This window comes from Pseudodesulfovibrio halophilus DSM 5663 (assembly GCF_059568665.1).
This window is the reverse complement of record NZ_JCANTV010000015.1, coordinates 134506-158724: the sequence shown is the minus strand read 5'-3', so window position 1 is coordinate 158724 and position 24219 is coordinate 134506. Positions and strand designations below refer to the sequence as shown.

Sequence of the window (24219 nt, the reverse complement as noted above, 5' to 3'; positions counted from 1 at the left end):
CGTGACCGTTACCAAGATAGATCTTCTCAACAAACGTTTTTCCAAATCCATGCTCGGCTATTCCAGAGCCGAGGTGGACCAGTTCATGCTTGAGGTTGCCGAAACGGTCGGGGAGCTCGTGGATGCCGGAAAGGACATGCGCAAGAAGATCAAACGCATGGATGCGATGCTTCAGGAGTATCGTCAGCGCGACGAGTCGCTTCGCGATACGCTCATGAACACGCAGAAGGTCGTGGACGACATCAAGACCTCGGCACACCGCGAGGCCAAGCTCATTCGGGACGAGGCGGAGAGCAAGGCGGAAGAGACCATCAGGAAAGGTCATGAACGCCTTGCCAGCGTCTACGAGGACATCGAGAGCCTCAAACGTCAGAGGACCCAATTTGAAGCCCAGCTGAAAAGCCTGCTGGATGCACACCTACGAATGTTGGAACATTCCGACCCGGAAGTGGACCGCATCGAAGAATTGGAATCCAAACTGACGTTTTTGAAAAAGGCCGAATGAGCGAGCAACTCACCACAGAATCCCACGAATACATACGCCAGTCGCGACGCGGCGGGTGGCGTCTTTCCATCTGGGCACAGCCCGGCGCCAAGCGAAGCGAGGTCGTCGGGCCGTACCGGCAGAGTCTCAAGGTTCGCCTTGCCGCTCCCGCAGTGGACAACGAGGCGAACAAGGCGCTTGTGGCATTTCTTGCCAGACTGCTGGAGATCAAGCCCCGTCACCTGACTCTGGAGTCGGGGCATGCAAACAGGAACAAGGTGCTGGCTGTCGAGGCCGGCTGCAAACCGGACTTCAGCCGCCTGGAAAAAGCAGGCTGAGGAAAGGTCAATCATTACCAAAGGAGTGCTCATGGAAGCCAGAGAAATTGAACTCATCGAGAAGTTCCAGGTCGAAGATGCAGAGCTCAAGGCCCTATATGAACAGCACGTACAGTACGAAAAATTGTTGAATAAGCTGGAAGCCAAGAGCTACCTCAGCTCGGCCGAGCAGCAGGAAGTCAAGGAGCTGAAGAAGAAAAAGCTCGCTGGCAAGACCAAGCTCCAGTCCATGTTGGAGCACTACGTTACGGGAGATTAGAATGGAGATGACCGGGGCCCAGATTTTATTGAAGTGTTTGGAAAAAGAGGGCGTGGACGTAATGTTCGGCTTCCCGGGCGGAGCCGTGATCGACATCTACGACGAAATCCCCAATTTTTCCGTAGAGCATGTCCTAGTGCGCCATGAACAGGGCGCCATCCATGCCGCGGACGGCTATGCCCGCGCCACCGGCAAGGCAGGGGTATGCCTAGTCACTTCGGGTCCCGGCGCCACCAATACGGTCACCGGAATCGCAACGGCCTATATGGACTCCATTCCGGTGGTCATCTTCACCGGCCAGGTGCCAACGCCGCTCATCGGCAATGACGCCTTTCAGGAGGTGGACATTGTAGGTATCACGCGGCCGTGTACCAAGCACAGCTATCTGGTCACAGATGTAAACGATCTGGTCCGGACCGTCCGGCAGGCGTTCTTTCTCGCGCGCTCCGGACGGCCCGGGCCGGTCCTTGTGGACCTTCCCAAGGACGTCATGAACCGCAAGTGCAAGTTCGAGTGGCCCGAAGACGTGAGCATGCGCAGCTACAACCCCAACGTGAAACCGCATGTGGGGCAGGTGCGCAAGGTCGCCAAGCTCATCCGAAAGGCCGAGCGGCCGCTGATCTACTCCGGCGGCGGCGTGGTGCTTTCCAAGAGCCATGAGGAATTGCGCTGGTTGTCCGACAAGCTGGGCATCCCGGTCACTTCGACCCTCATGGGGCTCGGCGCCTATCCCGGCGACGGCGACAACTGGCTGGGCATGCTCGGTATGCACGGCACCTACGCGGCCAACATGGCGGTGAACCACTGCGACCTGCTGCTTGCAGTCGGAGCCCGCTTCGACGACCGGGTTACCGGCAAGGTCAGCACCTTCGCTCCGCACGCCACCATCGTGCACATAGATGTGGACCCCACAAGTATTCAGAAGAACGTTTCCGTTCACGTGCCGCTCGTGGCGGATTGCAAGAGCGCGCTCGCATCCCTCAAGAAGGAAATGCAGGCCCTCCACGAACAGGAGGACTGGAGCCTCAAGCATGACGAGTGGTGGTGCCAGCTCAAGGAATGGGACCGGATGCACCCGCTGACCTACAACGATGTGGAGGACGGCATAAAGCCGCAGTACGTCGTTGAGATGATTCAGGATATCACCGAGGGAGAGGCCATCATAGCCACCGAGGTGGGGCAGAATCAGATGTGGGCCGCCCAGTTCCTGAAGGTCAAGGAGCCCAATCGGTTCCTGACTTCTGGCGGACTCGGCACCATGGGCTACGGTTTTCCCGCGGCCATGGGCGCGCAGAAGGCCTTCCCGGACAAGCTGGTGGTCGATATCGCGGGTGACGGCTCCATCCAGATGAACATCCAGGAGATGATGACCGTGGTCTGCAACAAGTTGCCGGTCAAGATCGTCATCCTCAACAACGGATTCCTCGGCATGGTGAGGCAGTGGCAGGAGCTCTTTTATGATCGCAACTACTGCGAAACCTGCATGGACGCGCAGCCGGACTTCGTCAAGCTGGCGGAGGCCTATGGCGCGGAAGGGTACCGGATCACGCAGAAGAAGGATGTCGGCCCAGTGCTGAAGAAGGCTTTCAGCACTGACAAGCCCGCCATCATCGATGTGCGCGTGACGAACGAGGAAAACGTCTATCCCATGGTCCCGGCGGGAGCGTCGTTGACCGAGATGCTTCTGGTGTAGGGAGGTTAAGCGGTATGCGACACACACTTTCCATCATGGTCGAAAACGAGCCCGGAGTCCTGTCCAGGGTCGCCGGTCTCTTCAGCGGTCGCGGATTCAACATCGAATCCTTGAACGTTGCCCCCACGCTCGAAAAGGGCGTTTCCCTCATGACCATCGTTGCCGAGGGAGACGACGCCATCATCGAGCAGATCGTCAAACAGCTCAGAAAACTCGTGCCCATCATCAAGGTGGTGGACATGACCGAACTGCAGTCGGTGGACCGAGAGATGATCATCATCAAGGTCAACGCCGAGGATTCCAAGCGCGCGGAGATTCTGCGCATTACGGACATTTTCCGCTGCAAGGTCGTGGATGTGAGCATGGACGAGCTTTCCATCGAATGCACCGGCGACCGCGGCAAGATATCCGCGATCCTGAACCTGCTATCCAGGTTCGGCATCAAGGAAATCGCCCGCACCGGCAACGTGGCCATGCGCCGCGCCATGCAGGCCGCCGAGTAGCGACACCCCCCGATTTCCCGCTGGACATTGCGCCCCCCGGCCTGTAATTGGCCGGGAGGGTTGCGCTGTCGTTATGTCGGGGGATTCTACGTCACCCCACCCCGCAGTTTGTATGCGGGAAAACCCCTCAGGAGAGAGCAATGAAGGTGTATTACGAGAAGGACGCGGATCTGAAATTTCTCAAGGGCAAAACCGTCGCCATCATCGGTTACGGATCCCAGGGCCACGCCCATGCCCAGAACCTGCGTGATTCCGGCGTGAACGTCGTAGTCGGTCAGCGCCCCGGCGGCCCGAACTACGAGCTCGCCAAGGAGCACGGCTTTGAGCCGGTGAGCGCAGCCGAGGCAGCCAAGCAGGCCGACCTCGTCATGATTCTGCTTCCCGATCAGGTACAGAAGACGGTCTTTGACAACGACATCGCCCCGAACCTCGAGGAAGGCAACGTCATCGCGTTCGGTCACGGCTTCAACGTGCATTTCCAGCAGATCGTTCCGCCCAAGGGCATCGACTGCATGCTGATTGCGCCCAAGGGACCGGGCCACATGGTCCGCCGCACCTTTGCCGAAGGCGGAGCGGTCCCGGCGCTGGTCGCCATCGAGCAGGACGCCTCCGGCAGCGCCCTCGATATTGCTCTGGCGTACGCCAAGGGCATCGGCGCCACCCGCTCCGGCGTCATCGAGACCACCTTCCGCGAAGAAACCGAGACCGACCTCTTCGGTGAGCAGGCAGTGCTTTGCGGCGGCCTGACCGAGCTGTGCAAGGCCGGTTTCGAAACGCTGGTGGAAGCCGGCTATCAGCCCGAAGTCGCCTACTTCGAATGCCTGCACGAACTCAAGCTGATCATCGACCTCATGTACGAAGGCGGCATGGCGGCCATGCGTTACTCCATCTCCGACACCGCGGAATTCGGCGACTACGTCACCGGCCCCCGCGTCATCTCCGATGAGAGCCGCGCAGCCATGAAGACCGTCCTCAAGGAGATTCAGAACGGCAAGTTCGCGCGCGACTTCATCCTCGACAATCAGGCCGGACAGCCCATGCTGCGCTCCCAGCGTCGTCTCGGCGCCGAGCACCAGATCGAGGAAGTCGGCACCCGTCTTCGCGAAATGATGAGCTGGCTCAAGAAGTAGCTTCGTTTCAATTGGAGTATATGAAGGGCGGTTCCCGAAAGGGGGCCGCCTTTTTTGCGTAGTTTCAAAAAAGGCGAAGGCCGGAGCCTTCGCCTTGAAGAATGTTATCTCGGTCAGGGGTTAGGACGGGCTACCCTGTTTCATGACCTTGTAAGTGCACAGCTTGCACTTGACGTTCTCGTTGCGAAGGTAGTCGGCTTCTTCCATGCTGAGCAGTTCCCATGCGTTGGAGCGCTCAAGGTCGATCATGTGGTCGCGGTAGCCGTAGTCTTCATATGCGCCGTCGCGGATGGTGAAGCAGATGTGCCCGCCGGGCTTGGTGATTCGGATCAGCTCGTCAAAACCCTTGGCGTCGACGTGTCCGTAGGTGAAAGTGCCTGCGCAGACGATGCCGTCGTAGGCGTCGTCCTTGATGTCCAGCGGCTTGCTCAGGTCGGCTTGCATGAGTTTTTTGTACACGCCTTTCTCTTCGGCTTCGTCGAGCATCTCCTGCGAATAGTCGAGCGCGTCGATGTTGTCGTACTTCATGCGCTTGAGCGACTCAGCCACAAGGCCGGTGCCGCAGCCTGCGTCGAGAATGCGTCCCTTGGAGTCTTCGCAGACTTTGTCCAGAGCGCGCGCGGTGAGTTCGTGGGCTACGTAACCGAATGCGTCCACGGTATCGGCGTCGTAGTTGCCCGCCCAGTCCTTGTAAGCGTCCATGAGTTCTTCGTGGTTGGTGGCGGTGTAGACCTTGTCCAGCGTCTTGTTGTCGGTAACCATGATTCCTCCTAGGCGTTTTGGACTTCGTAGATGCAGTATTTGGCGCTGACGTCTTCTTTCCTCAGGTAGTCGGTATCGACCATCTCCTTGAGCTCGAATGCCTTGTCGGCTTCGAGGTCGAGCATGCGCCGCCTGTAGCCGTATTCCTGATAAGCGCCGTCGCGAATGGTGAAGCAGATGTAGCCGCCGGGCCGGGTGATCCTGACAAGCTCGTCAAAGGCCTCGGGCCCGACATGTGCGTAGGTGAAGGTGCCGACGCAGATGGTGGCGTCGTAGGAGTTGTCCGCAAGCCGCAGGCGTCTGTTCATGTCTGCATGAAAGACGTTGTCATAGACGTCCTTCTGCTCGGCCTCGCGGAGCATGTCCCGGGAAAAGTCCATGGCTTCCAGGCGCTGATAGCCCATTTTGTTCATAACCTCGCCGACGAGTCCAGTGCCGCAGCCCGCATCGAGAATCCGGGCGGTAGGCTTTGCGAGGTAGCGGTCCAGCAGCCCTGCGGCGACCTTGGGACCGACATATCCCATGCCGTCGCAGCAGTCAGTGTCGTACTCGGATGCCCAGCATCGGTAGGCTTCCACCAATTCGTCGGCCGTCTGTGCCTCATAGGTCGCGACCCATTTTTCCGGTGTCTCTTGCATCATAACCCCCGTAAGGTTTTTGAAGCGCAAGAAGCTTCGCGATTATCAGAAATATCTCTTATGCATTTCTTCTCTATGCAGTTCCTCCACAATGCATTTTTGAAAAGTAGCATTGTTTTTATCAGTTAATGTCCATTGCAAAATGCAGGTTGTGAAAAAGCCTGAAAAAGAGAAATGCATCTCCTTTTCGCCCCACATTCCTGGCGGACCGGCCAATTCTGTTTCGATTAGTGCGGAAGAAATAGTCCGTTGCATCGTCTGTTAAACGGATTACCAGAGCTTGTCAAATCGGATAGGGCTATTTTGCAATAGTCCTGCATTTGACGATAAGAGGCTCTTACCGCTTATAAACATTGAAAATCGATATGCCGTCAAACGAGACTTCTAAAGTCTCATGGAAAATTCGATAAGTTTTTTCCGGCTTGAAACGTCCTTCTTACCGAACCGAAATATCACTGCCACAAAAAGAACGCATCGTTCCGGCTCGCGTAAGCATATGCCTGATGCTGTTGAAGGGCCGGGGTGAGTCTTTACAGAGTCGTCACGGAAAAATCGGTAAACCCGGGTTTTTCCGCTTGACCCAACGGGGCGTTATAACTATTCAGTCTGCCTCGCGAATGAAGGAGGGCAATAGCATGATGGAAAATACAATTATTTTGGGTGGTTTAATATTTCTTTCAGAGGTCGTGGCGCTGACGCTCGGGACTGTCAGAACCATGATGACCGTGCAGGGTGAGACCAGGATGGCGTTCTTGCTCGGCGCGCTCGAGATGACCATCTGGGTGCTCGGGACGTCGGCGGTCATATCAAAGGTCGGTCAGGAGCCGGTGCTTGGCATCTGCTATGCTCTCGGATTTGCCGTGGGCAATGTGACCGGCATCTGGGCTGAGCGGAAAATGGCGCTGGGGCACGTCGTGGTGCGCTTCATAAGTCCTGCATCCGGCGCGGTGCTGGCGCAGGCCATGCGTTCGGCCGGGTTCGGCACTACCGTCGTAGCCGGCGAAGGCTCCGAAGGTCCGGTCACCGTACAGTTCGTGGTCTGCCGTCGTCGCGACTTCAAGCAGGTGATCGGCATCGCAAGAAGCATTGATCCGAACGTGTTTTACACATATGAAAGCGCGGGCGTGGCCTGGTGTCATTCCCCTTCTCAGGGGCAGTGTCCGTCCGAGGCCAGAGCTGTTGCAGAAGCTGGCTAAGGGGCAGTGTGGCGGAGCCATTTTTCAAATGGGTACCACTCGGTCCCAAACCTGGATACAAAAAAACCGGCCTGAGCAGGCCGGTTTTTTTGTGGAGTTTCTATCGATTTAGTGGTGATGGCAGTCGTGATGGTCGCACTCGATCAGCTGGTCCTTGACTTTACCGGCCAGATACTGTCTGGCGATGTCGTCCACGCTGCCGGAGCAACCGCGAACAACTTCGATGCCGTTCTTCCCGAGCACCTGAACCGCGCCCATTCCCATGTTGCCGGCCAGCATGACCTTCACGCCCATGTCGGCCAGTACCGTGGCGACATTGGACTTGCATCCGCAGCCTTCGGGAGCCGGGAGGGTTTCGGTTTCGGAGATGGCACCTCCCTCAATGGTCATGATGGTGAAGTGCTGGCAGTGGCCGAAATGTTCGTCCACGAGATTGTCGCGGGTGGGGATTGCTATTTTCATGAGTACCTCGCTTGCTTGATTGAGAAAGAACCCCTATACATCATACCGGAAATAAATGAAAGGCTGGCATAAAATCATACTTTTCTTGTGTGAATAGCGGTTGCCCGGCTGAAGGATGGGGAATAAGGTAGAGCAAAGGAGGGTTGGGGTGGCAAAGCGATATGAATCGGCCATGCATACGGCTGAACATGTTCTCAACGGCGTCATGGTTGATATGTTCGGCTGCGGCAGATGCTTCAGCGCTCGGATCAATCCGGGAAAGTCTAAATGCGACTACCGCTTCGAACGCGCGCTCTCTGACGACGAGGCGGATGAAATCGCGCGACGCGTCAATGAGCAGGTGTTGCGCGATCTTCAGGTTTTGGAAGAGGTTGTCACCGTGGAGGAGGCATCCGGACGGTTCGATCTCGGTCGGCTTCCTGATGGCGTCGACCATGTGCGGGTTGTTCATGTCGGCGATTTCGACAGCTGTCCGTGCATCGGAGAGCACGTGGACAGAACTTCGGAAGTGGGTGTGTTCCGGCTGACCACACATGACTTCACGAACGGGGTCCTTCGCATCAGGTTCCGGCTTGATTGAGGCGATTCATATCGCCTGCCTACGTCTGATTTCCTGGCGGAGCCGCTCGCCGCATGACACGCATTCCCACACCTCTTTGATTATCAGCGGATTCCGAAGCGGGTTGAGATACCGGTGGTATGTGTTGGCTTCGCAGCGCTTGCAGTACTTGACTTGAAAGAGACATCCCATGAACATGCAACCCTCCGGCAGGAAAGATGAATTGTTCATGTTGCAGGAGTATGACGCGTTTGTGACGCATTTCCCGTCGACTTACTAATATCAGCCCCGTTGCCCGGGTGGACGCCTCGTGGTAGGAAATATTGTGAATTACAAGATGTTGGTAATGCCCGTTTTATGGGTCTTCTTTTGTGTCCAGTCGGCAGCCGCTTCCCCGGATCGTGTCGTTTATGCTTTGTTTTCCCGTGGGTGGCCTCCGTTCGAGATGGTTACGGACGAGACTCCGGGAGGGCTCGTGCTGGATGTGCTTGAGCGAGTGCTGCCGCCCGATGTCCAGCTGGATGTTCGCCCGGACCCTGCCCCCAGAACGCTTCTCAAAAAGAATGAACCTGTCCATGTGAGAGCGGAAGCTCCTGAATGGATGTACGGAGACTATGAAGGCCTGCTCTGGTCCATTCCGGTCCTTGAGGTCAAAGACGTCATCTTTTCCCGTGCCTCCGACCCTCTTGAATTCCAGTCGCTCTCCAATCTTGCCGGAAAGCGCGTGGGTTGCATAACCAATTATGTCTACCCACAGCTGCAGTCGCTCTTCGATTCGGGCCTCTCTGAACGATATGACGTGAACAACGAACAGCTGCTTTTCAGAATGCTCCGTGCCGGACGAATCGACGTGGCGGTTATGGATCAGGCTTTGGGCAGATGGATCATTCGTAAAGAACGTGAGTTCGCCGCCTCCGATTTCCATGCTTCCTCCAATCCCGTCAACAGCGTCGGGTTGCGGTTTGTATTCAGCGGCGGCGAGGCGATGAAAAAGCGGATGCCGCAGATCAATGAACGCATTCGCAGGCTTCTAGAGTCCGGCGAGATCGACAGGATCATGTCGTACTATCAATGATCCGTGCATCTGCCTGCTGTGAACTGACTGCAGGTGAGAGGACAGAGAAAACGGGCCCCGCAAAAGCGGGGCCCGTTGTTTTTGGCCTTGTTTCGATCGGAGATGAATGCCGTTAGGCCGGCTCTTCTTCGGGCTTGGCGCCTATGACGAACTTCACGAGGAAGAGGGCCAGTGCGGCGACTGCGCCCGCGATACCGGCTATCACCGAGATGTCGTAGCTCAGGTTGAGGCCGATGGTGGCGTTGCAGATGAAGGTCACGCAGACCGCGGTCATGAATGTTGCAGGAACCGTAGCGATCCAGTGCAGCTTTGCGCGCTGAGCGAGATAGACCGCGGCGGTCCAGAGAACCAGCGTTGCGAGGCTCTGGTTGGCAAAACCGAAGTAGCGCCAAATGGTGGAGAAGTCCTGTGTGGAGATGATGTATCCCAGCACAAACAGGGGGACGGCGACCATCAGACGCTTGGCGACGGCGTTCTGCTTCATGTTGAAGGCTTCCGCCACGATGAGGCGGGTGGAGCGGAAGGCGGTGTCGCCGCTGGTGATGGGCAGGACGATGACGGCCATGATCGCCATGAAACCGCCGACCTGTCCGAGCAGGCTCTTGGACACCTCGGCCACCACTGCCGCGGGGCTGCCTGCGGACACGACGGCGGAGAGGGCCTCGGGAGAGTTGTAGAAGGAGAGGCCGAGGGTGCACCAGATCAGACCGATGATGCCTTCGATGATCATGGCGCCGTAGAAGACTGAGCGTCCTTCGCGCTCGTCCTTCACGCAGCGGGCCATGAGGGGCGACTGTGTGGAGTGGAAGCCGGAAATCGCGCCGCAGGAGAGGGTGATGAAGAGCAGCGGCCAGAGCGGCTTGTCGTCGGGGTGCGTATTGGTTGTGAAGTCAAGAGCCGGAAGAACGTCGTGGCCGGAGAAGAACAGGGCCACGACCAGCGCCACGGTCATGGTCAGCAGCAGCGCGCCGAGCAGCGGGTAGAAGCGACCGATGACCTTGTCGATGGGCAGGATGGTGGCGAGGAAGTAGTAGCCGAAAATGGCTGCAACGAGCAGGCCGGTGTCGATGCCGGTGAGACCGTTGAGCAGCTTGGCCGGGCTGAGCACGAAGACCACGCCGACGAGCATCAGCAGGACGAAGGAGAACACCCGCATGACCTGACGGGCGGACATGCCGAGGTATTCGCCCACCACTTCCGGAACGCTGGCGCCCTTGTTGCGTACGGAGAGCATGCCGCTGAAGTAGTCGTGAACCGCGCCTGCGAAGATGCAGCCGATGACGATCCACAGCAGCGCTGCCGGACCGTAAAGCGCGCCAAGGATCGGGCCGAAGATGGGGCCGATGCCGGCGATGTCCAACACCTGGATGAAGATCAGCTTCCATTTTGGAAGCGGCATGTAGTCGATGCCGTCGCGCATGGAGTAGGCGGGCGTGGCCACGCTGCCGTTGGGAGCGAAAACCTTGTCCACGAACTTGCCGTAAGTGAAGTAGCCCGTGATGAGCAGAGCTACGCAGAGAAAAAAGAACAGCATAGGAAACCTCCGAGAAATTTTCGTTGCACCCCCTGCGGGGTGAAAATCTCATTAGAGGTTTTCCTGCGCGCGTATCAACGGTTTGCGTCTGAAGTGACTTTTCGGCCGGATGAAATGCCCTGTGGCATGCTCAACAGGTCAGTGAGCGCTTGCTGCCGCGGCTTTGGGAACTTCGGGAATGCGGAAACGGATATCCGTCCCCATGCCCGGCGTGCTGCGGATGTCGAGCGTGTACTGCGGCCCGTAGATCTGCTCCAGCCGGTTAAGGCAGTTGCGAACGCCGATGCCCTGCGACCGGGACTCCACGCAGTTTTTGGAGTAGAACTGCTGGAGGGTCTCGCCGTCCATCCCCGCGCCGTTGTCGGATACGGAGATAACGAGGTGACCGTTCTCGCATGAGGCGGCTATGGTCACGGTGCCCCCTTCCTCGCCGGAGAGCAGGCCGTGGCGCACGGAATTCTCCACCAGCGGCTGGATGGTCAGGGGCGGAATCGGCCACTTGCCGCATTCATCGCTCACCTCGATCTCCGCCCTGATGCGGTCTCCGAAGCGGGCCTGCTCGATGGCAAGATAGCTGCGCACCTGATCCAGCTCTTCCGAAAGGGGAATGAAGCCTCGGCTCAGGTCAAGGTTGCGGCGCATGTAGTAGGAGAGGTCCTTGAGCAGGTCGCGGGCCTTCTCGGAGTTGGTGCGGCAGAACGAGGTGATGGTGTTCAGCGAATTGAACAGGAAGTGGGGGTTGATCTGCGACTGCAGACGGCGGATCTCCGCATGGGCCAGCATCTGCTCCTTGACCTGAATGTCTTCGAGTTCAAGCTGGGTGGAGAACAGGTTGGCCAGCCCCTTGGCGAGCTCGACGAGCGTATTGTTCAGCGGCGTCTTGCGGGTGCCGTAGAACTTGAGGGTGCCGATGATCGCGCCGTCCTTGTAGAGCGGGACAACGATGGCTGAGGTCATGGGGCAGTCAGGATCGTCGCAGCGGATGTGCTCCCGCGTGTCCAGAAAGAGGGGCTCTCCGTTCTCCAGCACTTCCCGCGTGGCGAGAGTGCGTACGGTGTGCCCTGCGAGGTGATGATCCTCTCCCGCGCCCACATGGGCCAGCACGTTGCGGGTGTCCGTCACCGCCACGGCGGCCACCTCCACGCGTTGCCGGATGATGGTGGCCATGGCCTCTGCCGAGCCGATGGTCAGCCCGGACCGGAGATAGCTAACGGTATGGTTTGCGATGTCCAGAATCTTCTGTGCGTGGATGGAGTCGCGCCGCTCCCGGTCGCGGGAAAAGATGTTGATGATCTCCACGAAGAGCGCCGCGCCGACCGTGTTGATGATGATCATGGGCGGTGCGATGAGTTGGACGAGCGCGACGGCCTCGGGAAAAGGACGCGAAAGAATCAGGATCAGCGCCATGTGCAGGCTTTCGCCGAGCAGAGCGAGCGTGGCCGCGGCTTTCCAGTTCATGGTACGGCCGGAGAACCACAGGCTGACCAGCCCCGCAGCGAGGCCTTCGATGGCGGTGGATATGCCGCAGGGCCAGGCGCTGAACCCGCTGAGGTCCGTCACGATGCGGTGCACTCCGGCGATCAGGCCGGAGCCGATCCCGACAACCGGGCCGCCGAACAGGCCGCCGGTGATGACGACCATGGCGCGCAGGTTCGCCACGGATTCGAAGACGAAGTTGCCGGTGTAGGTGCCGAGGATGCCGCACAGCCCGAAGAACACTGTCAGCAACAGCGTGCGGCTTCTGCTCTGGCCCTGCGAAAAGCCGATGCGCTGGGCCGGGGTGATGGTCATGAGAAGGAATACACCCCCCACGAGCAGCCCGAAGCGCTCGGCCAGCGTGAGAATGATTTCATAGGTGCTCATGAGTCCCCTAAAGCTCGATGGCTTGCTTGAATTCCCTGACGCGGGCCTTGCTGACGGTGACCTCGGTCTCGTCGGTGTTGTCGAGGGTCAGCACGTATTTACCGTTGAACCACGGGGCGTAGGCCCGGACGCGCGAGAGGTTCACCAGCTGGGACCGGTTTGTTCGGAAGAAACCGAATCCGCCCAGTCTGGCTTCCAGTCTGTCCAGCGTAAGATCGGACTGGCAGGGATAGGCGCCGCCGGAGGTGTGAGCGTAGACGCGTCTGGACGAGTATTCAAAGTAATCCACCTCGCGGGGGTTCAGGAGGACGTTCTTGCCGGAATGTTCGACGCTCACGCGAGCCACGCCGGGCTTGATGCCGACTTCCGCGAGCAGTTTCTGGAGAGAGGTGGAGGAGTTCTCGCTCTCCTCGGCTTCGTCGAGGCGCTCGCGCACCCGTTCGAGGCTTTTCTTCAGCCTGTCTTCGGGGACCGGCTTGAGGATGTAGTCCACGGCGTTCTCCTCGAACGCGCGGATGGCGTATTCGTCGTATGCCGTGATGAAGACCACCAGCGGGGCCTCGCGTTCCTGCATGATCTCCGACAGAACGTGGAAGCCGTTTTTGCCGGGCATCTGGATGTCCAGAAACACGAGATCGGGGCGAGCCCGCCTGACGAGTTCAACCGCGGAGGCCGCGTTTCCCGCAGCACCGACAACCTCCACGTCCGAATACCCGGAGAGCAGGTATGCCAGCTCGTCGATGGCGGGCGGCTCGTCGTCTACCAGTATGGTTCGGATGGTCCTGTTCTGTGTCACGAGGATTCTGTAAGGACTCTTTTGAGGATTGGCAACAGTGCAGACGCGGCGAGCGCAACCGCTCGTCAGGCCGTGAAATGGTATTTTCCGGTATTACGGAATGATGGCGGTTCACGCAAAATCGCGTTTTTAACGTTCTGTTGCCGGAGCGGAGGCCGCTTTGGACAGACGCGCGATTATTGCAATCTATATAATTGATGCGGATCTGATCGGTGGTATCGTGGCGGGAAATCGAATTGGCATAGCAAATCCGACATCAAAGAGGTTTCCATGAATCTTTTACAGACGCTCTCGATCCGTAACAAACTGCTGCTTTCCAGCGCCGTGTTTCTGGTGCTGATTTTCGGACTCGCCTTTTTCCTCAAGGACAGTTTTGATCAGCACATATCCGTGGCGAGGCAGGAACAGCGGGGGAACGAGTACCAGCAGCCGCTTCAGCGTATCCTTGCCGAGGTGCCGCGCTGGCAGGTCGGCGTGCTCTCGGGACGCGATGCGCTTGCCCGCGAGGCCGAGCGGGCCGTGGACGCGGCTCTGGATCGGTTGAAAGAAAGGCAGGAAGAATACGCGAAGGCGCTGGAGGTTACGCCCGAAGGACTCAGGAAGCGAAGGCGGCGGCACCTCTCTCCCGAAAAACTGCTGGACCGCTGGCGGGAAATCGAAGGGGAGCGGGATTCGGAAGCCGCAGTCGAAATCTCCCGGTTCCGGGATGATATCTCGGAGCTCGTCTCTCACATAGGCGATACTTCGGACCTCATTCTCGACCCTGTTCTTGACAGTTATTATCTCATGGACATGACCCTCTTGGCGATTCCCACCGCTCACGTGCGCCTGAGCAGGCTGGCGGAGTTCGCCATGGGCGTGCTGCAGGAGGGGACGATATCTCCCGCCGAGCAGGCTCGGTTGAGGGTGCTGGCGAGTCGCATCGCCTCCGACAGGGAGCACGTTCAGGAGTCCATGGACAAGGCCATGACCGAAGACGCCGGAAACCTCGGCCGGTCGGACACTCTGCATGCCAAGGTGCCGCCGGCATTCGAGCGGTACCAGCAGGTCAACGCACGGCTGGTCGCTACGGTGGAACGCATGGCGGACGGCGAGCTTGATGAAGGCGTATTCATCGAGGATCTTCTGGATGCGTCCTCCGGGGCCATGGAGCTTTGGCTTACAAGCAAGGCGGAATTGAACCGGCTTCTTGAGATTCGGGCCGACCATTATCAGAATCAGGAACTTGTGGCGCTGGGTGTCACCATCGTGATTCTTGCGCTGGCGCTGACGCTCGTCTTTTTCATTGGTCGGTCCATCCTCATGCCGCTTCGCAAGGTTGTCGGGTATACCGAGGAAGTGGCCTCTGGAAACCTGGATGCTTCCATTGATGGTGAATTCACTGGCCTGCTGGGCAAGCTGCAGCACTCGACGCAGACCATGGTCGAGAACATCAAGGAGCGTCTGGACGAGATCGAGGAGTCAAAGGACGCGGCGATGCATTCGCAGCAGCAGGCCGAGATCGCGCTGGATCAGGCCCGGGAGCAGGAGCAGACCATGGAGCGTCAGAAAGAGTCGCTCGCGGAAACCGGGCTTCAGATCGTTCAGGTCGCCGAGCGTGTAGCTTCGGCCTCGGAAGAGCTTTCCGCATCCGCGGACGAACAGGCGCGCGGTGCCACCTCGCAGATGGAACAGTCCAACTCGGTGGCCACCGCCATGGAAGAGATGGTCGCGACAGTCGTGGAGGTGGCCGACAACGCTGCCACGACGTCACGCGTGGCGGAAGAGGCTACCGTCTCTGCGCGGGATGGCTCCGAAATGGTCCGCACCGCCGTGGATTCGGTTGAGAGCGTGTCCCGCTCGGCTGAAGATCTGGAAGAGGTTCTGGAGACCCTCGACGGACAGGCCGGGGAAATCGGCCGTATCATCATGGTGATCAACGACATTGCGGATCAGACAAACCTGTTGGCCTTGAACGCGGCCATCGAGGCGGCCCGAGCTGGCGACGCAGGGCGCGGCTTCGCCGTGGTCGCGGACGAAGTCCGCAAGCTGGCGGAAAAGACGGTCAGCGCCACCAAGGAAGTGGAGCAGGCCATCGGTCAGATTCAGAATGGTTCTCGTCGCGCGGTGGATTCCATGGGCACGACCAAGCAGCAGGTCGACCGTTCCACCGAGTCTTCAAACAAGGCGGTGACGGCTCTTGAAGAGATCATGAGCCGCATCGAGGACATGAACAACCGTGTGGCACAGATAGCCACGGCCGCCGAGGAACAGTCGGCAGCAGCTGAGGAGATCAACAAGAGCGTGGACGAGATAACGGGTATCGCCACGGAGGCCGCTGATGGAGCGGAACAGGCAGCCATGGCTACGTCGGATCTCGCGGAACTCTCCTCGGAACTGCTGGAGCTGTCCATGCGCTTCAAGTCGGACAGGGAAGACAGCTCAAAACTACGCGATTCAAAAGGTAAGATGCGCGGCATCCTGCCGAAATTCTATTCGGAGTTCATCCGGGAAGAATATGGCGAGGAGGCGCACCGAACCGTGATGGAGCGGATGGGCAATCCCACCTTCATGCCGACCAAGAATTACCCCGACCAGGTGCTCAGACAGATGGCGGATCTGGTGCACGAAGTGACCGGAGAGTCGGTGAGGGATTTCTTTACCAAGGTGGGCCAACATACCATGTCGGCCTTCGTGAAGATGTACCGCAGGTATTTCAAGGGAGACAACCTCAAGGAATTCCTGCTCTCCATGAACAACATCCATGCGAATCTCACAAAAGACATGCCCGGCATCAAGCCGCCCAAGTTCGAGTATGAGGACAAGGGCGACACGCTCTCCATGACGTATGTTTCTTCAAGGGATTACGGTGAGTACTTTGTGGGAATTCTCAAGGCTGCCGCGGATTACTTCGGGCAGCGCATCAGCGTGAAGGAGACTAAGCTCGGTCACGGCAGGGTTCGCGCCGACATCACCTTCAGGTAATTCTGACGGAAATTGAGATTGTCGGTTTCCGCCCGGAACTCCGGGCGGAAACCGAATCTTGCAGACTAGCCTTCCTCTTCAGCCTGTTCGATGGATTCGCGAATGAAGGAGTCGATGGATCCGAACAGGTGCATGGCGGTTTCCGCCGCCTTCTCTTGCTCCATGCCGGAAGCAATGAGGGTGCAGGTGGCCGCGGTCAGGTTGGAAGAGACGAGCATCCGGGTGTCCGGATTGCCGGGAAGCATGAAAGGATTGTCTTCGTTACTCATGAAATGGTCCTTGTTTTTCTGTTAGAAAGTGGGGGAACGGATAGCAGATCAAATGTCGATTTCCAAGGGGGATCACGATCGAAGGCTGGTCCGGCGAGGTGTGGGTTTTTGCCGTGAAAGGTTGGGTACATTCTATCCATGCCCTGCAAGGTGAACTGTTCATGGCTGCATGAACTACGGAGTTTAATTGAGTGAACGCATCCGCAGACGATAGGCCGGAGCGAAGGAAGGGGAGACGCTCGGACAGGGTGAAATCCGGTTTTCATTCGTTTCTGGCTATTGCAGTCATGACGGTCATGATGCTGTTTCTGGACGGCATGTATTCGCAACAGCTCATGAAGCAGGAGCGCGCCGAAATCGCCCGCAAATCCAAACAGGTGGCGATGACCATAAATAACGCCATCAATAACAAGTTTTCCCTGTTGCAGGGGCTCAGGGCGTTTACCGGCACCTACGTCAGACACGACTCCTGGGATTCCAACTTTTCCGAGACATTTGAAGTTTTCGCGTCCGGTCTGTACGCATCCAGCGGCAGCATCAGGAATTTCATCGTGGCACCCGACGGGGTCAACCGGTTCGTGTTCCCTCTTGAGCGTAACAGGAAAGCGCTGGGACACGATCTCGTCAATGACCCTCGCCCCCGGGTGCGCGCCGATGTTCGTCGTGCCATTGAAACGGGAAGGATTACTCTCAGCGGACCGTATAAACTGAGGCAGGGAGGTCTCGGTCTGGTATGTCGCGTTGCGGTGTACGATGAGGGATATTTCTGGGGCCTCGTTTCCATGGTTGTTGATCTGCCGAGCGTGTTCGAGGAGATCCATCTTTCCGCTTTCACGGAGAGTTATCACCTGAGTCTGTTTGATCAGAGTGGAAACATGTTCTACGGCGAGGAGGGCTCGCTCGGACAGGAGGTGCTGAAGAGTACGATTCCGATGCCTGAGGGGTACTGGACGCTTGCCATGGCTCCCGAAGAAGGGTGGGGCGCCGATGACGGATGGGCGTTATGGCCGTTCAGGGTTCTTGCCGCACTCGTCGTTCTGTTGACGGGCGTAGCTGTTTATCTCTTTTCGCATAAAGCCGAACGGCTGCGAAGGGCTGTCGCCGAACGGACCGCCGAATTGGTTCAGGTCAACTCAAGGCTTCAGAGCGAGAACGAACGGCGCAAGGCTGCGGAGGAGACGCTCAGGCGTGAACTGGCCGCAAACCATGCGCTTGCGGACATTGGCGTGGCGCTCACGGAGCCCGGGGCGGACATTGTCAGCGTGTCCGACGTTGTTCACCGCCACGCGCTCGGCATAACAGGCAGCAGGGCGGGGTATGTCTCTTCCATTGACCCGGAAACAGGCGACAATGTCTGCCATACCGTTACCTCCATGCTTCCCGGCGATGCCTGTCAGGTCTCCGCCGGGAGGGTGGCTTTTCACAAAGGAAAAAACGGCTACCATGGTCTCTGGGGGCACAGTCTCAACACCCTTTCGGGCTTTTATACCAATGATGTGCGCTCCCATGAATTCTTCAAGGGGTTTCCAGAAGAGCACTTTCCGGTGGAAACCTTCCTTTCGGCCCCGGCGGTATTCGAGGGCGAACGCTATGGGCAGATCGCCCTCGGCAATGCCGATGACCCGTATGACGACAAGGATCTGAGCATGGTCCAGTCCCTCGCTCGTCTTTACGCCATGGCGGTCTACCGGATTCGTTCAGAAAAGGCTGTTATGGACGCCAAGGAGCTTGCCGAGTCCGCAAGCAAGGCCAAGACAGAGTTTCTGGCAAACATGAGTCATGAGGTGCGCACCCCTCTCAACGGAGTGAAAGGCATGCTCCAGCTGATTCAGGGGTCCAGTCTGGACAGCGAGCAATCCGATTATGTACGGACGGCTCTTGAATCGGTAGACCGGCTTACGACGCTCCTTGCTGACATTCTGGATATTTCCAGAGTTGAGGCGGGCCGAATGCCATTTCGGTTTGAACCGTATGTTCTCAGGGAGGCGGTGGAGAAAGTCAGGCAGCGCTTCGCGCTTGCGTATGCTCAGGCCGGCATTCAGCTTTCAGCAGATGTTGACGGGGATTTGCCGGAAGTCGTCGTCGGAGACAGGTTTCGGGTTGAGCAGGTTCTGGACAACCTCTTGGGCAACGCCCTGAAATTTACGGACGCCGGGACCGTCTCGGTTTTCGTCAATCGGGATTCCGACGAAGAGACAGGGGCGGCCATGGTGCTGTTCCGCGTACAGGACACGGGGATCGGGATTTCTGACCAGCGTCTCGAAAAGCTGTTCGAGCCTTTCGAGCAGGGGGACCAGGGGTTCACCAGACAGTATCAGGGTGCCGGTCTTGGTCTGGCCATCAGCAGGAAGCTCGTTGAGCTTATGGGCGGGAGAATCTGGGTCGAAAGCGAACCCGGAGTCGGTACGGTGTTTTCCTTTACGGTTCCCTTTGAAGAAGGGCAGGCCGTGGAAAATGAAAATGAAACGCTGGTGCAGTCTCCAAATGAGATTGAGGGGACCCCTTGTGTTCTGTTGGCCGAGGACGACCGGGTCAGCAGGCTTTTCATCGAAAACGCGCTGAAGCGCCTGGGCCTTTGTTACGAGTCGGTCGAAAGCGGCGACAAGGTTGTCAGCGCCCTCAAGGGAGGCGACTTCGACGTCATGCTCATGGATGTGCAGATGCCAGTCATGAACGGTATGGAAGCAACCCGACTTATACGCGACGGAAAGGCCGGTCCGCGTTATCGGAAGATTCCAATCATCGCCATTACGGCCTACGCCATGAGCGGAGACAGAGAGATCATGCTCGAGGCGGGCATGGACGACTACCTCTCAAAGCCCATGAATATTTCCGAACTGCACGAGAAGCTGGCGAGTGTGACGTCTTTCGGCAAGACAAGCGAGGGCTGACCGGAATCCCCTGATACAATGAAAACGCAAAAGGCATCGACCACGGGTTGATGTCCTGTGCGTTTGCGCGGCAAGCGTTGGTACTCCTGCGAGATACTGGCTTTACTGTGTAAACAGGTATAGCCCTGATGAGAGGATCATGGTAGCAATACAGCGGGTTGTAACTCTTTCTGGTCGAGGCCACGGATAGGCCCCCGTTTGCAGTCCGGGGGCAGATATTTGCGAGCCTGCGGCTGTCGCAGTCACTGAAAGGCCGTCGGAATTGACGGTCGCAAACGCATAGTAGAGCGATATCGATGAAATTCCTGCCTTCCCAGTTGCTGTACTTCTTTCATGACCGTCGCGCGCAGCGCAATCTTCACTCACTTGTCCGGTTCATCCTGTTCCTGTGCTTCTTCATAGTACTCTACAGTGTCCTCTTTCATGTACTCATGGAGATGGAAGGCCAGCATTATTCGTGGGTTACCGGAGTGTACTGGACCCTGACCGTCATGTCCACGCTGGGGTTCGGCGACATTACCTTCACATCGGATATCGGAAGGATCTTCTCCCTCTGCGTGCTGATGTCCGGCATAGTCTTTTTGCTGGTGATGCTGCCGTTCACCTTCATCCAGTTCTTCTATGCGCCGTTTCTTGAAGCGCAAAGCAAGTCACGCGCTGCGAGGGAACTGCCGGAAGAGACGTCGGGACACCTGATCATCATCGGCTCTGACAGGGTCGCCCTGAGTCTGGCAACGCGCGTCAGGCAGTTCAACTATCAGTATTGCATCCTCGTGGGTGAAGTGAATCACGCTCTGGAGCTGGTCGATCAGGGCTACAAGGCGGTAGTTGGCGACTCCGACAATCCTCAGACCTTCTCGCTCCTGCGAGCCGAGAAGGCTGCCATGGTCGTCTTGTTGAGCGATGACATGAAGAACACGAACGCGGCCTATACCATCCGCGAGGTGGCTCCAGACGTGCAGGTGGTGGCAAATGCCGATTCGGAGGAGTCTGTCGACATTCTCCAGCTGGCGGGCGCGAGCCACGTCTTCCAGTTTATGCGGATGCTCGGGGAAATGCTCGCACGACGCACACTCGGGACTGGTACCCGCAATAACGTCATAGGCAACATCAACAAGCTCAACATTGCGGAAGCACTCGCTGCGGATACCCCGCTCGTGGGACAGACCGTCAAGGACAGCGGAGTGCGCGACGCCACCGGCATGAACATTGTCGGATTGTGGGAGCAGGGTCGCTTGATGCCGGCTCTGCCGGATACGGTCATCGGCTCGAAGACGATTATGATACTGGCCGGAACCGATGAGCAGCTCAAGGCTTACGATGAATATGTCGGCGAAGCTCCACCAATGAACGCGCCGGTGCTCATCCTCGGCGGCGGTCGGGTGGGGCAGTCCGCGGCACAGGTCCTCGCCGAACGGGATGTGGATTACAAGATTGTGGAGAAGAATCCCAAGCTCATCCGTGACGAAACGCACTACATCCACGGCAGCGCATCGGACATAGATGTGTTGAAAAAGGCCGGCATCGACAGTGCGCCGTCGGTATTCGTCACCACTCATAACGATGACCTGAACATCTACCTGACGATTTACTGCCGGAGGCTCAGGCCGGACATCCAGATAATCAGCCGGGCGACGTTTGACAGAAACATAACGGTTCTGCACAAGGCCGGCGCAGATCTTGTCATGTCCTACGCTACCATGGCGGCCAACACGATCATCAACCTTCTCAGCCCGGGCAAGGTCATGACCCTGACCGAAGGGCTGAACATCTTCCGCGTCGAGGTGGGCCCCTCGCTTGCCGGCAAAACCCTCATCGAAAGCAACATCCGCGACGACACCGGCTGCAGCGTCATTGCTGTCTCCCAGGGCGGAGAGATGGAAATCAATCCGGACCCGACGCTCCCGCTGGAGAGAGGCGCATCGCTTCTGGTTATCGGCGCAGCAGAAGACGAACGCCGGTTCCTAGAGAAGTATCAGGCTTGATGAGCAATCCTGATCGCTTTCATGCAGGAAACTGGGGAAATTGGTTGCTGTGGTTGTTTCCTCGCGATGTGTGAATCCGTTGCCGTTTGCCGCGTCATTTATAAAGGGAGATTGAATTGAGATGAAAGATGGTAATGATAAGTACCAATTGGAAAACTGGGTCGACGAGCGCGGTGATCGCGAACTGCCTACTTCGGATTATTGGGACAATCCGAGCAATGAGGAGGGCAAAGCGTTCAATGTGATTGAAGGTGGATTTGAAGCGCTTGAGAATTCATCGAAACTGAGGGTTCTTTTTGAGCAGGCGAAAGATCTTCTGAAGCTCGGCGAGGTGAATCTGAACGGACGGATTCTCTCTTTGGCTGCCGGAACGTGTTGGCTGGAGTCCTGGTTGCTGAAGGGTGCCGCGTTTGAACATCTCACCGCCGTGGATTTTTCCGAGCACCGCATTCATCGCATTGCACCCAAGACTTTGGATCACTACGGAATAACCACCGGCAGGGTCACGCTTGCTTACGGAGATATTCTTGATCTGAAGGTTGAGGCGAAGAGTCAGGATGTCGTGCTTTTATGTCAGGCCTTCCATCATGCTTCCGAACCTCGCAGACTGCTAGACGAAGTCAAACGAGTTTTGAAAGATGATGGAAAGGTCATCATCCTTGGCGAACACTATTACAGTGCTTCTGTACGCATGAAGGCCATTTGGCGACATTTCCGCCGCTGGATTCGCAATCGAAAGAATTACCGCCGCATCCATTCATTTCTTCCCGAGTACCAAATGCTCTTTCCGCCTTCCTTTGAAAAGGGAGACATTCACTACTCGCTGTATTCCTATGATGTCATGTTCCGGTTTGCCAGCTTGGACTACCTCCATCAGGTTTCACCATGCAAGACCCTTCAGGGCTTTGTGCTCTGGAAAAACTAAACTGTTGAAACGGTGTAAGTCTACTGGATCATTAGGCATTTGGAATGAACTCAAAAGAAAAGGACTACAGATAGTTATCTGTAGTCCTTGTGAATTCATGGCGGAGAGGGTGGGATTCCCGCTGTACGACGTGTAACCCTCGGAATTATTGACTTTTTATGTCTGCTTCCGATGCCTTGGTGTAGCAGTTTGGGGAGCAGTTGGCAAGCCCACCACGCCTGTTGTTAGGCGAGTTCGCGCAATTTTCTCATTTCAAACTGCATCTGTCCGGGTACGCCTTTCGGCTGCCCACTTCCGGTTATCAAACCAGGGGCTTGTTCTTTTCCTTCAAGGGACAAGCTGATTTTTTCGACGGGGCCAAAAATGTTGTTCTTAGGGCCGTTCCAATGGGAAACGTCAATCGTAGCAGTGAAGCTGTCGGGACCACCTTCATCGCATGTTGGGCAAGTACCTTTGAAAAGAATCTATTCTACCCGGTCACTGGAATAATGACACGGATAAACAAAAAATAACACGCTATACCGCAAGTACCCGATAGAGCGTCTGGCGGCTAACCCCATACTCCTGGGCCAGGGCCTTCTTCTCCGCTCCTGCCGCCACCTTGTCCTTAATCTCCTGGACCTGTTCGGGTGACAGCGTGGGCTTCCTGCCCTTGTACTTCCCTGCGGCCTTGGCCTTCGCTATTCCCTCTGCCTGACGCTCTCTGATTATCGACCGCTCAAACTGCGAGACTGCCCCAAGCATCTGGAAGAGAAGCGTTTGGGTTGCATCCATCTTCCCGGAGAACGTCCAGCCTTCCTTGTGGAAACAGACGGTAACGCCTCTTCCAGTGAGTTCCTTCACGAGGTCTTCAATATCCCTCATACTCCTGGCGAGGCGGTCCATACTGTGAACGTGGAGCGTGTCACCGTCACGGAGGTAGTCGAGACACGCCTGGAGTTGCGGCCTCTTGGTGCTGGCTCCGCTGATCTTGTCCTCATACCGCTTGTCGAGTTCTACCCCGTCAAGCTGACGGTCGGTGTTCTGGTCTACCGTACTGACTCGGATGTATCCAATGTTCTTGCTCATGGTCCCTCCAGTGGTTCAATGTCGTGTTGCATTTGAATCTAGACCTAAGTGAGAATCGTGTCAAGAAAAAAATAATGGAGTCTATTGTGACACGAAAGACGTTGATTCTTGGAGCGTGTCGAGTGTTTCAGTAGGGTACACTTAAATAAGACACGGTAGAAAGCTATGAGCTATGCCTAGTCCTCCCTCCCTATTGGTAAGCCCCTCCTTGCTCATGATTCACCTGTCGTCGGCTCCTGGCTCATTGTAGGCCAGCGGCGGCCCCTATGGGGGGAAGCAGTGTTTATGTTATATCAAAAAGCGTCTCAGATTTTTCAGTCAAAATATTCCGGTCAACCTCCCCGATCTGGTCACTGTCGAGAACGGCAAGGCCACGACCACCAGCCTCAAGGTGGCCGAGGTGTTCGGGAAGAACCACTACCACGTCATGCGTGACATTCGTTCTCTCGTTGAAAAAGGAGTCTCCAATTTTGGATTGTCCTCTTACATCAACGCTCAGAACAAAGAACAGCCCATGTACCTCATGGACCGTGACGGCTTCTCCCTGCTCGTCATGGGCTTGAAAAGGGAGGGGCAGACTATGCCACCCCTCCAGAGAACCTATTCTAATTCTGCAAGTATCTTGAATAACTGATTCATCTTGTAGTTGTACTGAAACACATACTCCACGCCGTGTTTATCGGTGAAGGCAATTGAGCCATCCCCACGGCGTTCTACCGCAATGCTTTTGGTAGCCCCTTTCACGGTGACTTCCAGGGTGGTGGTGGGCAGGGTAGAATGAACGATAGTGGTTTCAGACTTGGCGGTATCAGGCATTTGTTACTC

At 57.1% G+C, this 24219-nt stretch carries 24 protein-coding genes; 14 read left to right on the top strand and 10 right to left on the bottom strand.

Features of this window, described 5'->3' with window-relative positions; genetic code table 11:
- Nucleotide 1: 1 nt before the first annotated feature.
- The 6 genes from BR24_RS15270 to ilvC all read left to right on the top strand — a co-directional run bounded on the left by BR24_RS15270 (nucleotide 2) and on the right by ilvC (nucleotide 4407).
- Complete coding sequence (locus BR24_RS15270) at nucleotides 2–505, top strand: DivIVA domain-containing protein (RefSeq protein ID WP_496542334.1); 504 nt, start codon at nucleotides 2–4, stop codon at nucleotides 503–505.
- Entirely contained in the window at nucleotides 502–822 is a 321-nt protein-coding gene (locus BR24_RS15265; RefSeq protein ID WP_496542333.1) for a DUF167 domain-containing protein, read from the top strand. The genes BR24_RS15270 and BR24_RS15265 overlap by 4 nt, the downstream gene beginning before the upstream one ends.
- A gap of 31 nt (nucleotides 823–853) precedes the next feature.
- On the top strand, nucleotides 854–1081 hold the full coding sequence (locus BR24_RS15260; RefSeq protein WP_018125422.1) for a DUF465 domain-containing protein: 228 nt from the start codon (nucleotides 854–856) through the stop codon (nucleotides 1079–1081).
- 1 nt (nucleotide 1082) lies between these two features.
- On the top strand, nucleotides 1083–2774 hold the full coding sequence (ilvB, locus tag BR24_RS15255) for a biosynthetic-type acetolactate synthase large subunit (protein WP_496542332.1): 1692 nt from the start codon (nucleotides 1083–1085) through the stop codon (nucleotides 2772–2774).
- Nucleotides 2775–2788: 14 nt separating this feature from the next.
- Entirely contained in the window at nucleotides 2789–3277 is a 489-nt protein-coding gene (ilvN, locus tag BR24_RS15250; protein WP_018125420.1) for an acetolactate synthase small subunit, read from the top strand.
- 140 nt (nucleotides 3278–3417) lie between these two features.
- Entirely contained in the window at nucleotides 3418–4407 is a 990-nt protein-coding gene (gene ilvC / locus BR24_RS15245) for a ketol-acid reductoisomerase (RefSeq protein WP_496542331.1), read from the top strand.
- A 120-nt stretch (nucleotides 4408–4527) separates the two neighbouring features.
- Here the strand turns inward: ilvC and BR24_RS15240 are convergent, their stop codons facing one another.
- From BR24_RS15240 to BR24_RS15230, 3 genes are read right to left on the bottom strand one after another with little or no spacing between them, the layout of a single operon-like run.
- Nucleotides 4528–5169 carry a class I SAM-dependent DNA methyltransferase gene (locus BR24_RS15240; protein WP_496542330.1) on the bottom strand — a complete coding sequence of 214 codons (642 nt, stop codon included), beginning with the start codon at nucleotides 5167–5169 and terminating at the stop codon, nucleotides 4528–4530.
- A gap of 8 nt (nucleotides 5170–5177) precedes the next feature.
- On the bottom strand, nucleotides 5178–5810 hold the full coding sequence (locus tag BR24_RS15235) for a class I SAM-dependent DNA methyltransferase (RefSeq protein WP_496542329.1): 633 nt from the start codon (nucleotides 5808–5810) through the stop codon (nucleotides 5178–5180).
- A gap of 42 nt (nucleotides 5811–5852) precedes the next feature.
- Nucleotides 5853–6062 carry a hypothetical protein gene (locus BR24_RS15230; protein WP_496542328.1) on the bottom strand — a complete coding sequence of 70 codons (210 nt, stop codon included), beginning with the start codon at nucleotides 6060–6062 and terminating at the stop codon, nucleotides 5853–5855.
- A 431-nt stretch (nucleotides 6063–6493) separates the two neighbouring features.
- On the opposite strand from BR24_RS15230, the gene BR24_RS15225 reads away from it, so the two are divergent.
- Nucleotides 6494–7003 carry a DUF2179 domain-containing protein gene (locus tag BR24_RS15225; protein WP_496542327.1) on the top strand — a complete coding sequence of 170 codons (510 nt, stop codon included), beginning with the start codon at nucleotides 6494–6496 and terminating at the stop codon, nucleotides 7001–7003.
- 108 nt (nucleotides 7004–7111) lie between these two features.
- Here the strand turns inward: BR24_RS15225 and BR24_RS15220 are convergent, their stop codons facing one another.
- The gene (locus BR24_RS15220; protein WP_496542326.1) at nucleotides 7112–7465 is read right to left on the bottom strand and encodes a NifB/NifX family molybdenum-iron cluster-binding protein; all 354 of its coding nucleotides are present in this window, start codon (nucleotides 7463–7465) and stop codon (nucleotides 7112–7114) included.
- A gap of 148 nt (nucleotides 7466–7613) precedes the next feature.
- On the opposite strand from BR24_RS15220, the gene BR24_RS15215 reads away from it, so the two are divergent.
- Together BR24_RS15215 and BR24_RS15210 are read left to right on the top strand one after the other, a co-directional pair.
- Entirely contained in the window at nucleotides 7614–8045 is a 432-nt protein-coding gene (locus BR24_RS15215; protein WP_496542325.1) for an alanyl-tRNA editing protein, read from the top strand.
- Between the two features lie 304 nt (nucleotides 8046–8349).
- Nucleotides 8350–9099 carry a substrate-binding periplasmic protein gene (locus tag BR24_RS15210; protein ID WP_496542324.1) on the top strand — a complete coding sequence of 250 codons (750 nt, stop codon included), beginning with the start codon at nucleotides 8350–8352 and terminating at the stop codon, nucleotides 9097–9099.
- Nucleotides 9100–9211: 112 nt separating this feature from the next.
- On the opposite strand, the gene BR24_RS15205 is transcribed toward BR24_RS15210, so the two are convergent.
- The 3 genes from BR24_RS15205 to BR24_RS15195 all read right to left on the bottom strand — a co-directional run bounded on the left by BR24_RS15205 (nucleotide 9212) and on the right by BR24_RS15195 (nucleotide 13292).
- Nucleotides 9212–10633, bottom strand: coding sequence for a carbon starvation CstA family protein (locus tag BR24_RS15205; RefSeq protein WP_496542323.1), 1422 nt, complete (start codon nucleotides 10631–10633; stop codon nucleotides 9212–9214).
- 138 nt (nucleotides 10634–10771) lie between these two features.
- Nucleotides 10772–12496: a LytS/YhcK type 5TM receptor domain-containing protein gene (locus BR24_RS15200; RefSeq protein WP_496542322.1), complete on the bottom strand. Its 1725-nt coding sequence runs from the start codon at nucleotides 12494–12496 to the stop codon at nucleotides 10772–10774.
- Between the two features lie 7 nt (nucleotides 12497–12503).
- On the bottom strand, nucleotides 12504–13292 hold the full coding sequence (locus tag BR24_RS15195) for a LytR/AlgR family response regulator transcription factor (RefSeq protein ID WP_496542321.1): 789 nt from the start codon (nucleotides 13290–13292) through the stop codon (nucleotides 12504–12506).
- 270 nt (nucleotides 13293–13562) lie between these two features.
- On the opposite strand from BR24_RS15195, the gene BR24_RS15190 reads away from it, so the two are divergent.
- Complete coding sequence (locus tag BR24_RS15190) at nucleotides 13563–16256, top strand: methyl-accepting chemotaxis protein (RefSeq protein WP_496542320.1); 2694 nt, start codon at nucleotides 13563–13565, stop codon at nucleotides 16254–16256.
- A gap of 65 nt (nucleotides 16257–16321) precedes the next feature.
- Here BR24_RS15190 and BR24_RS15185 read toward each other — a convergent pair whose 3' ends face one another.
- Nucleotides 16322–16525, bottom strand: a complete 204-nt coding sequence (locus BR24_RS15185; protein WP_496542319.1) for a hypothetical protein — start codon at nucleotides 16523–16525, stop codon at nucleotides 16322–16324.
- A gap of 287 nt (nucleotides 16526–16812) precedes the next feature.
- On the opposite strand from BR24_RS15185, the gene BR24_RS15180 reads away from it, so the two are divergent.
- From BR24_RS15180 to BR24_RS15170, 3 genes are all read left to right on the top strand, one after another.
- Nucleotides 16813–19416, top strand: coding sequence for an ATP-binding protein (locus BR24_RS15180; RefSeq protein ID WP_496542318.1), 2604 nt, complete (start codon nucleotides 16813–16815; stop codon nucleotides 19414–19416).
- Nucleotides 19417–19712: 296 nt separating this feature from the next.
- Nucleotides 19713–21401 carry a potassium channel family protein gene (locus BR24_RS15175; protein ID WP_496542317.1) on the top strand — a complete coding sequence of 563 codons (1689 nt, stop codon included), beginning with the start codon at nucleotides 19713–19715 and terminating at the stop codon, nucleotides 21399–21401.
- Nucleotides 21402–21522: 121 nt separating this feature from the next.
- A complete protein-coding gene (locus BR24_RS15170; protein ID WP_496542316.1) occupies nucleotides 21523–22326 on the top strand; it encodes a class I SAM-dependent methyltransferase in 804 nt (267 codons plus the stop codon).
- Between the two features lie 516 nt (nucleotides 22327–22842).
- Here the strand turns inward: BR24_RS15170 and BR24_RS15165 are convergent.
- The gene (locus tag BR24_RS15165; protein ID WP_496542315.1) at nucleotides 22843–23394 is read right to left on the bottom strand and encodes a recombinase family protein; all 552 of its coding nucleotides are present in this window, start codon (nucleotides 23392–23394) and stop codon (nucleotides 22843–22845) included.
- A 292-nt stretch (nucleotides 23395–23686) separates the two neighbouring features.
- Between BR24_RS15165 and BR24_RS15160 the strand changes: the two genes are divergently transcribed.
- Entirely contained in the window at nucleotides 23687–24028 is a 342-nt protein-coding gene (locus BR24_RS15160) for a Rha family transcriptional regulator (RefSeq protein WP_496542375.1), read from the top strand.
- On the opposite strand, the gene BR24_RS15155 is transcribed toward BR24_RS15160, so the two are convergent.
- Nucleotides 23995–24210 (bottom strand): hypothetical protein, encoded by a 216-nt coding sequence (locus tag BR24_RS15155; RefSeq protein ID WP_496542314.1) that lies wholly within the window; start codon nucleotides 24208–24210, stop codon nucleotides 23995–23997. The genes BR24_RS15160 and BR24_RS15155 overlap by 34 nt on opposite strands.
- Nucleotides 24211–24219 lie beyond the last annotated feature (9 nt).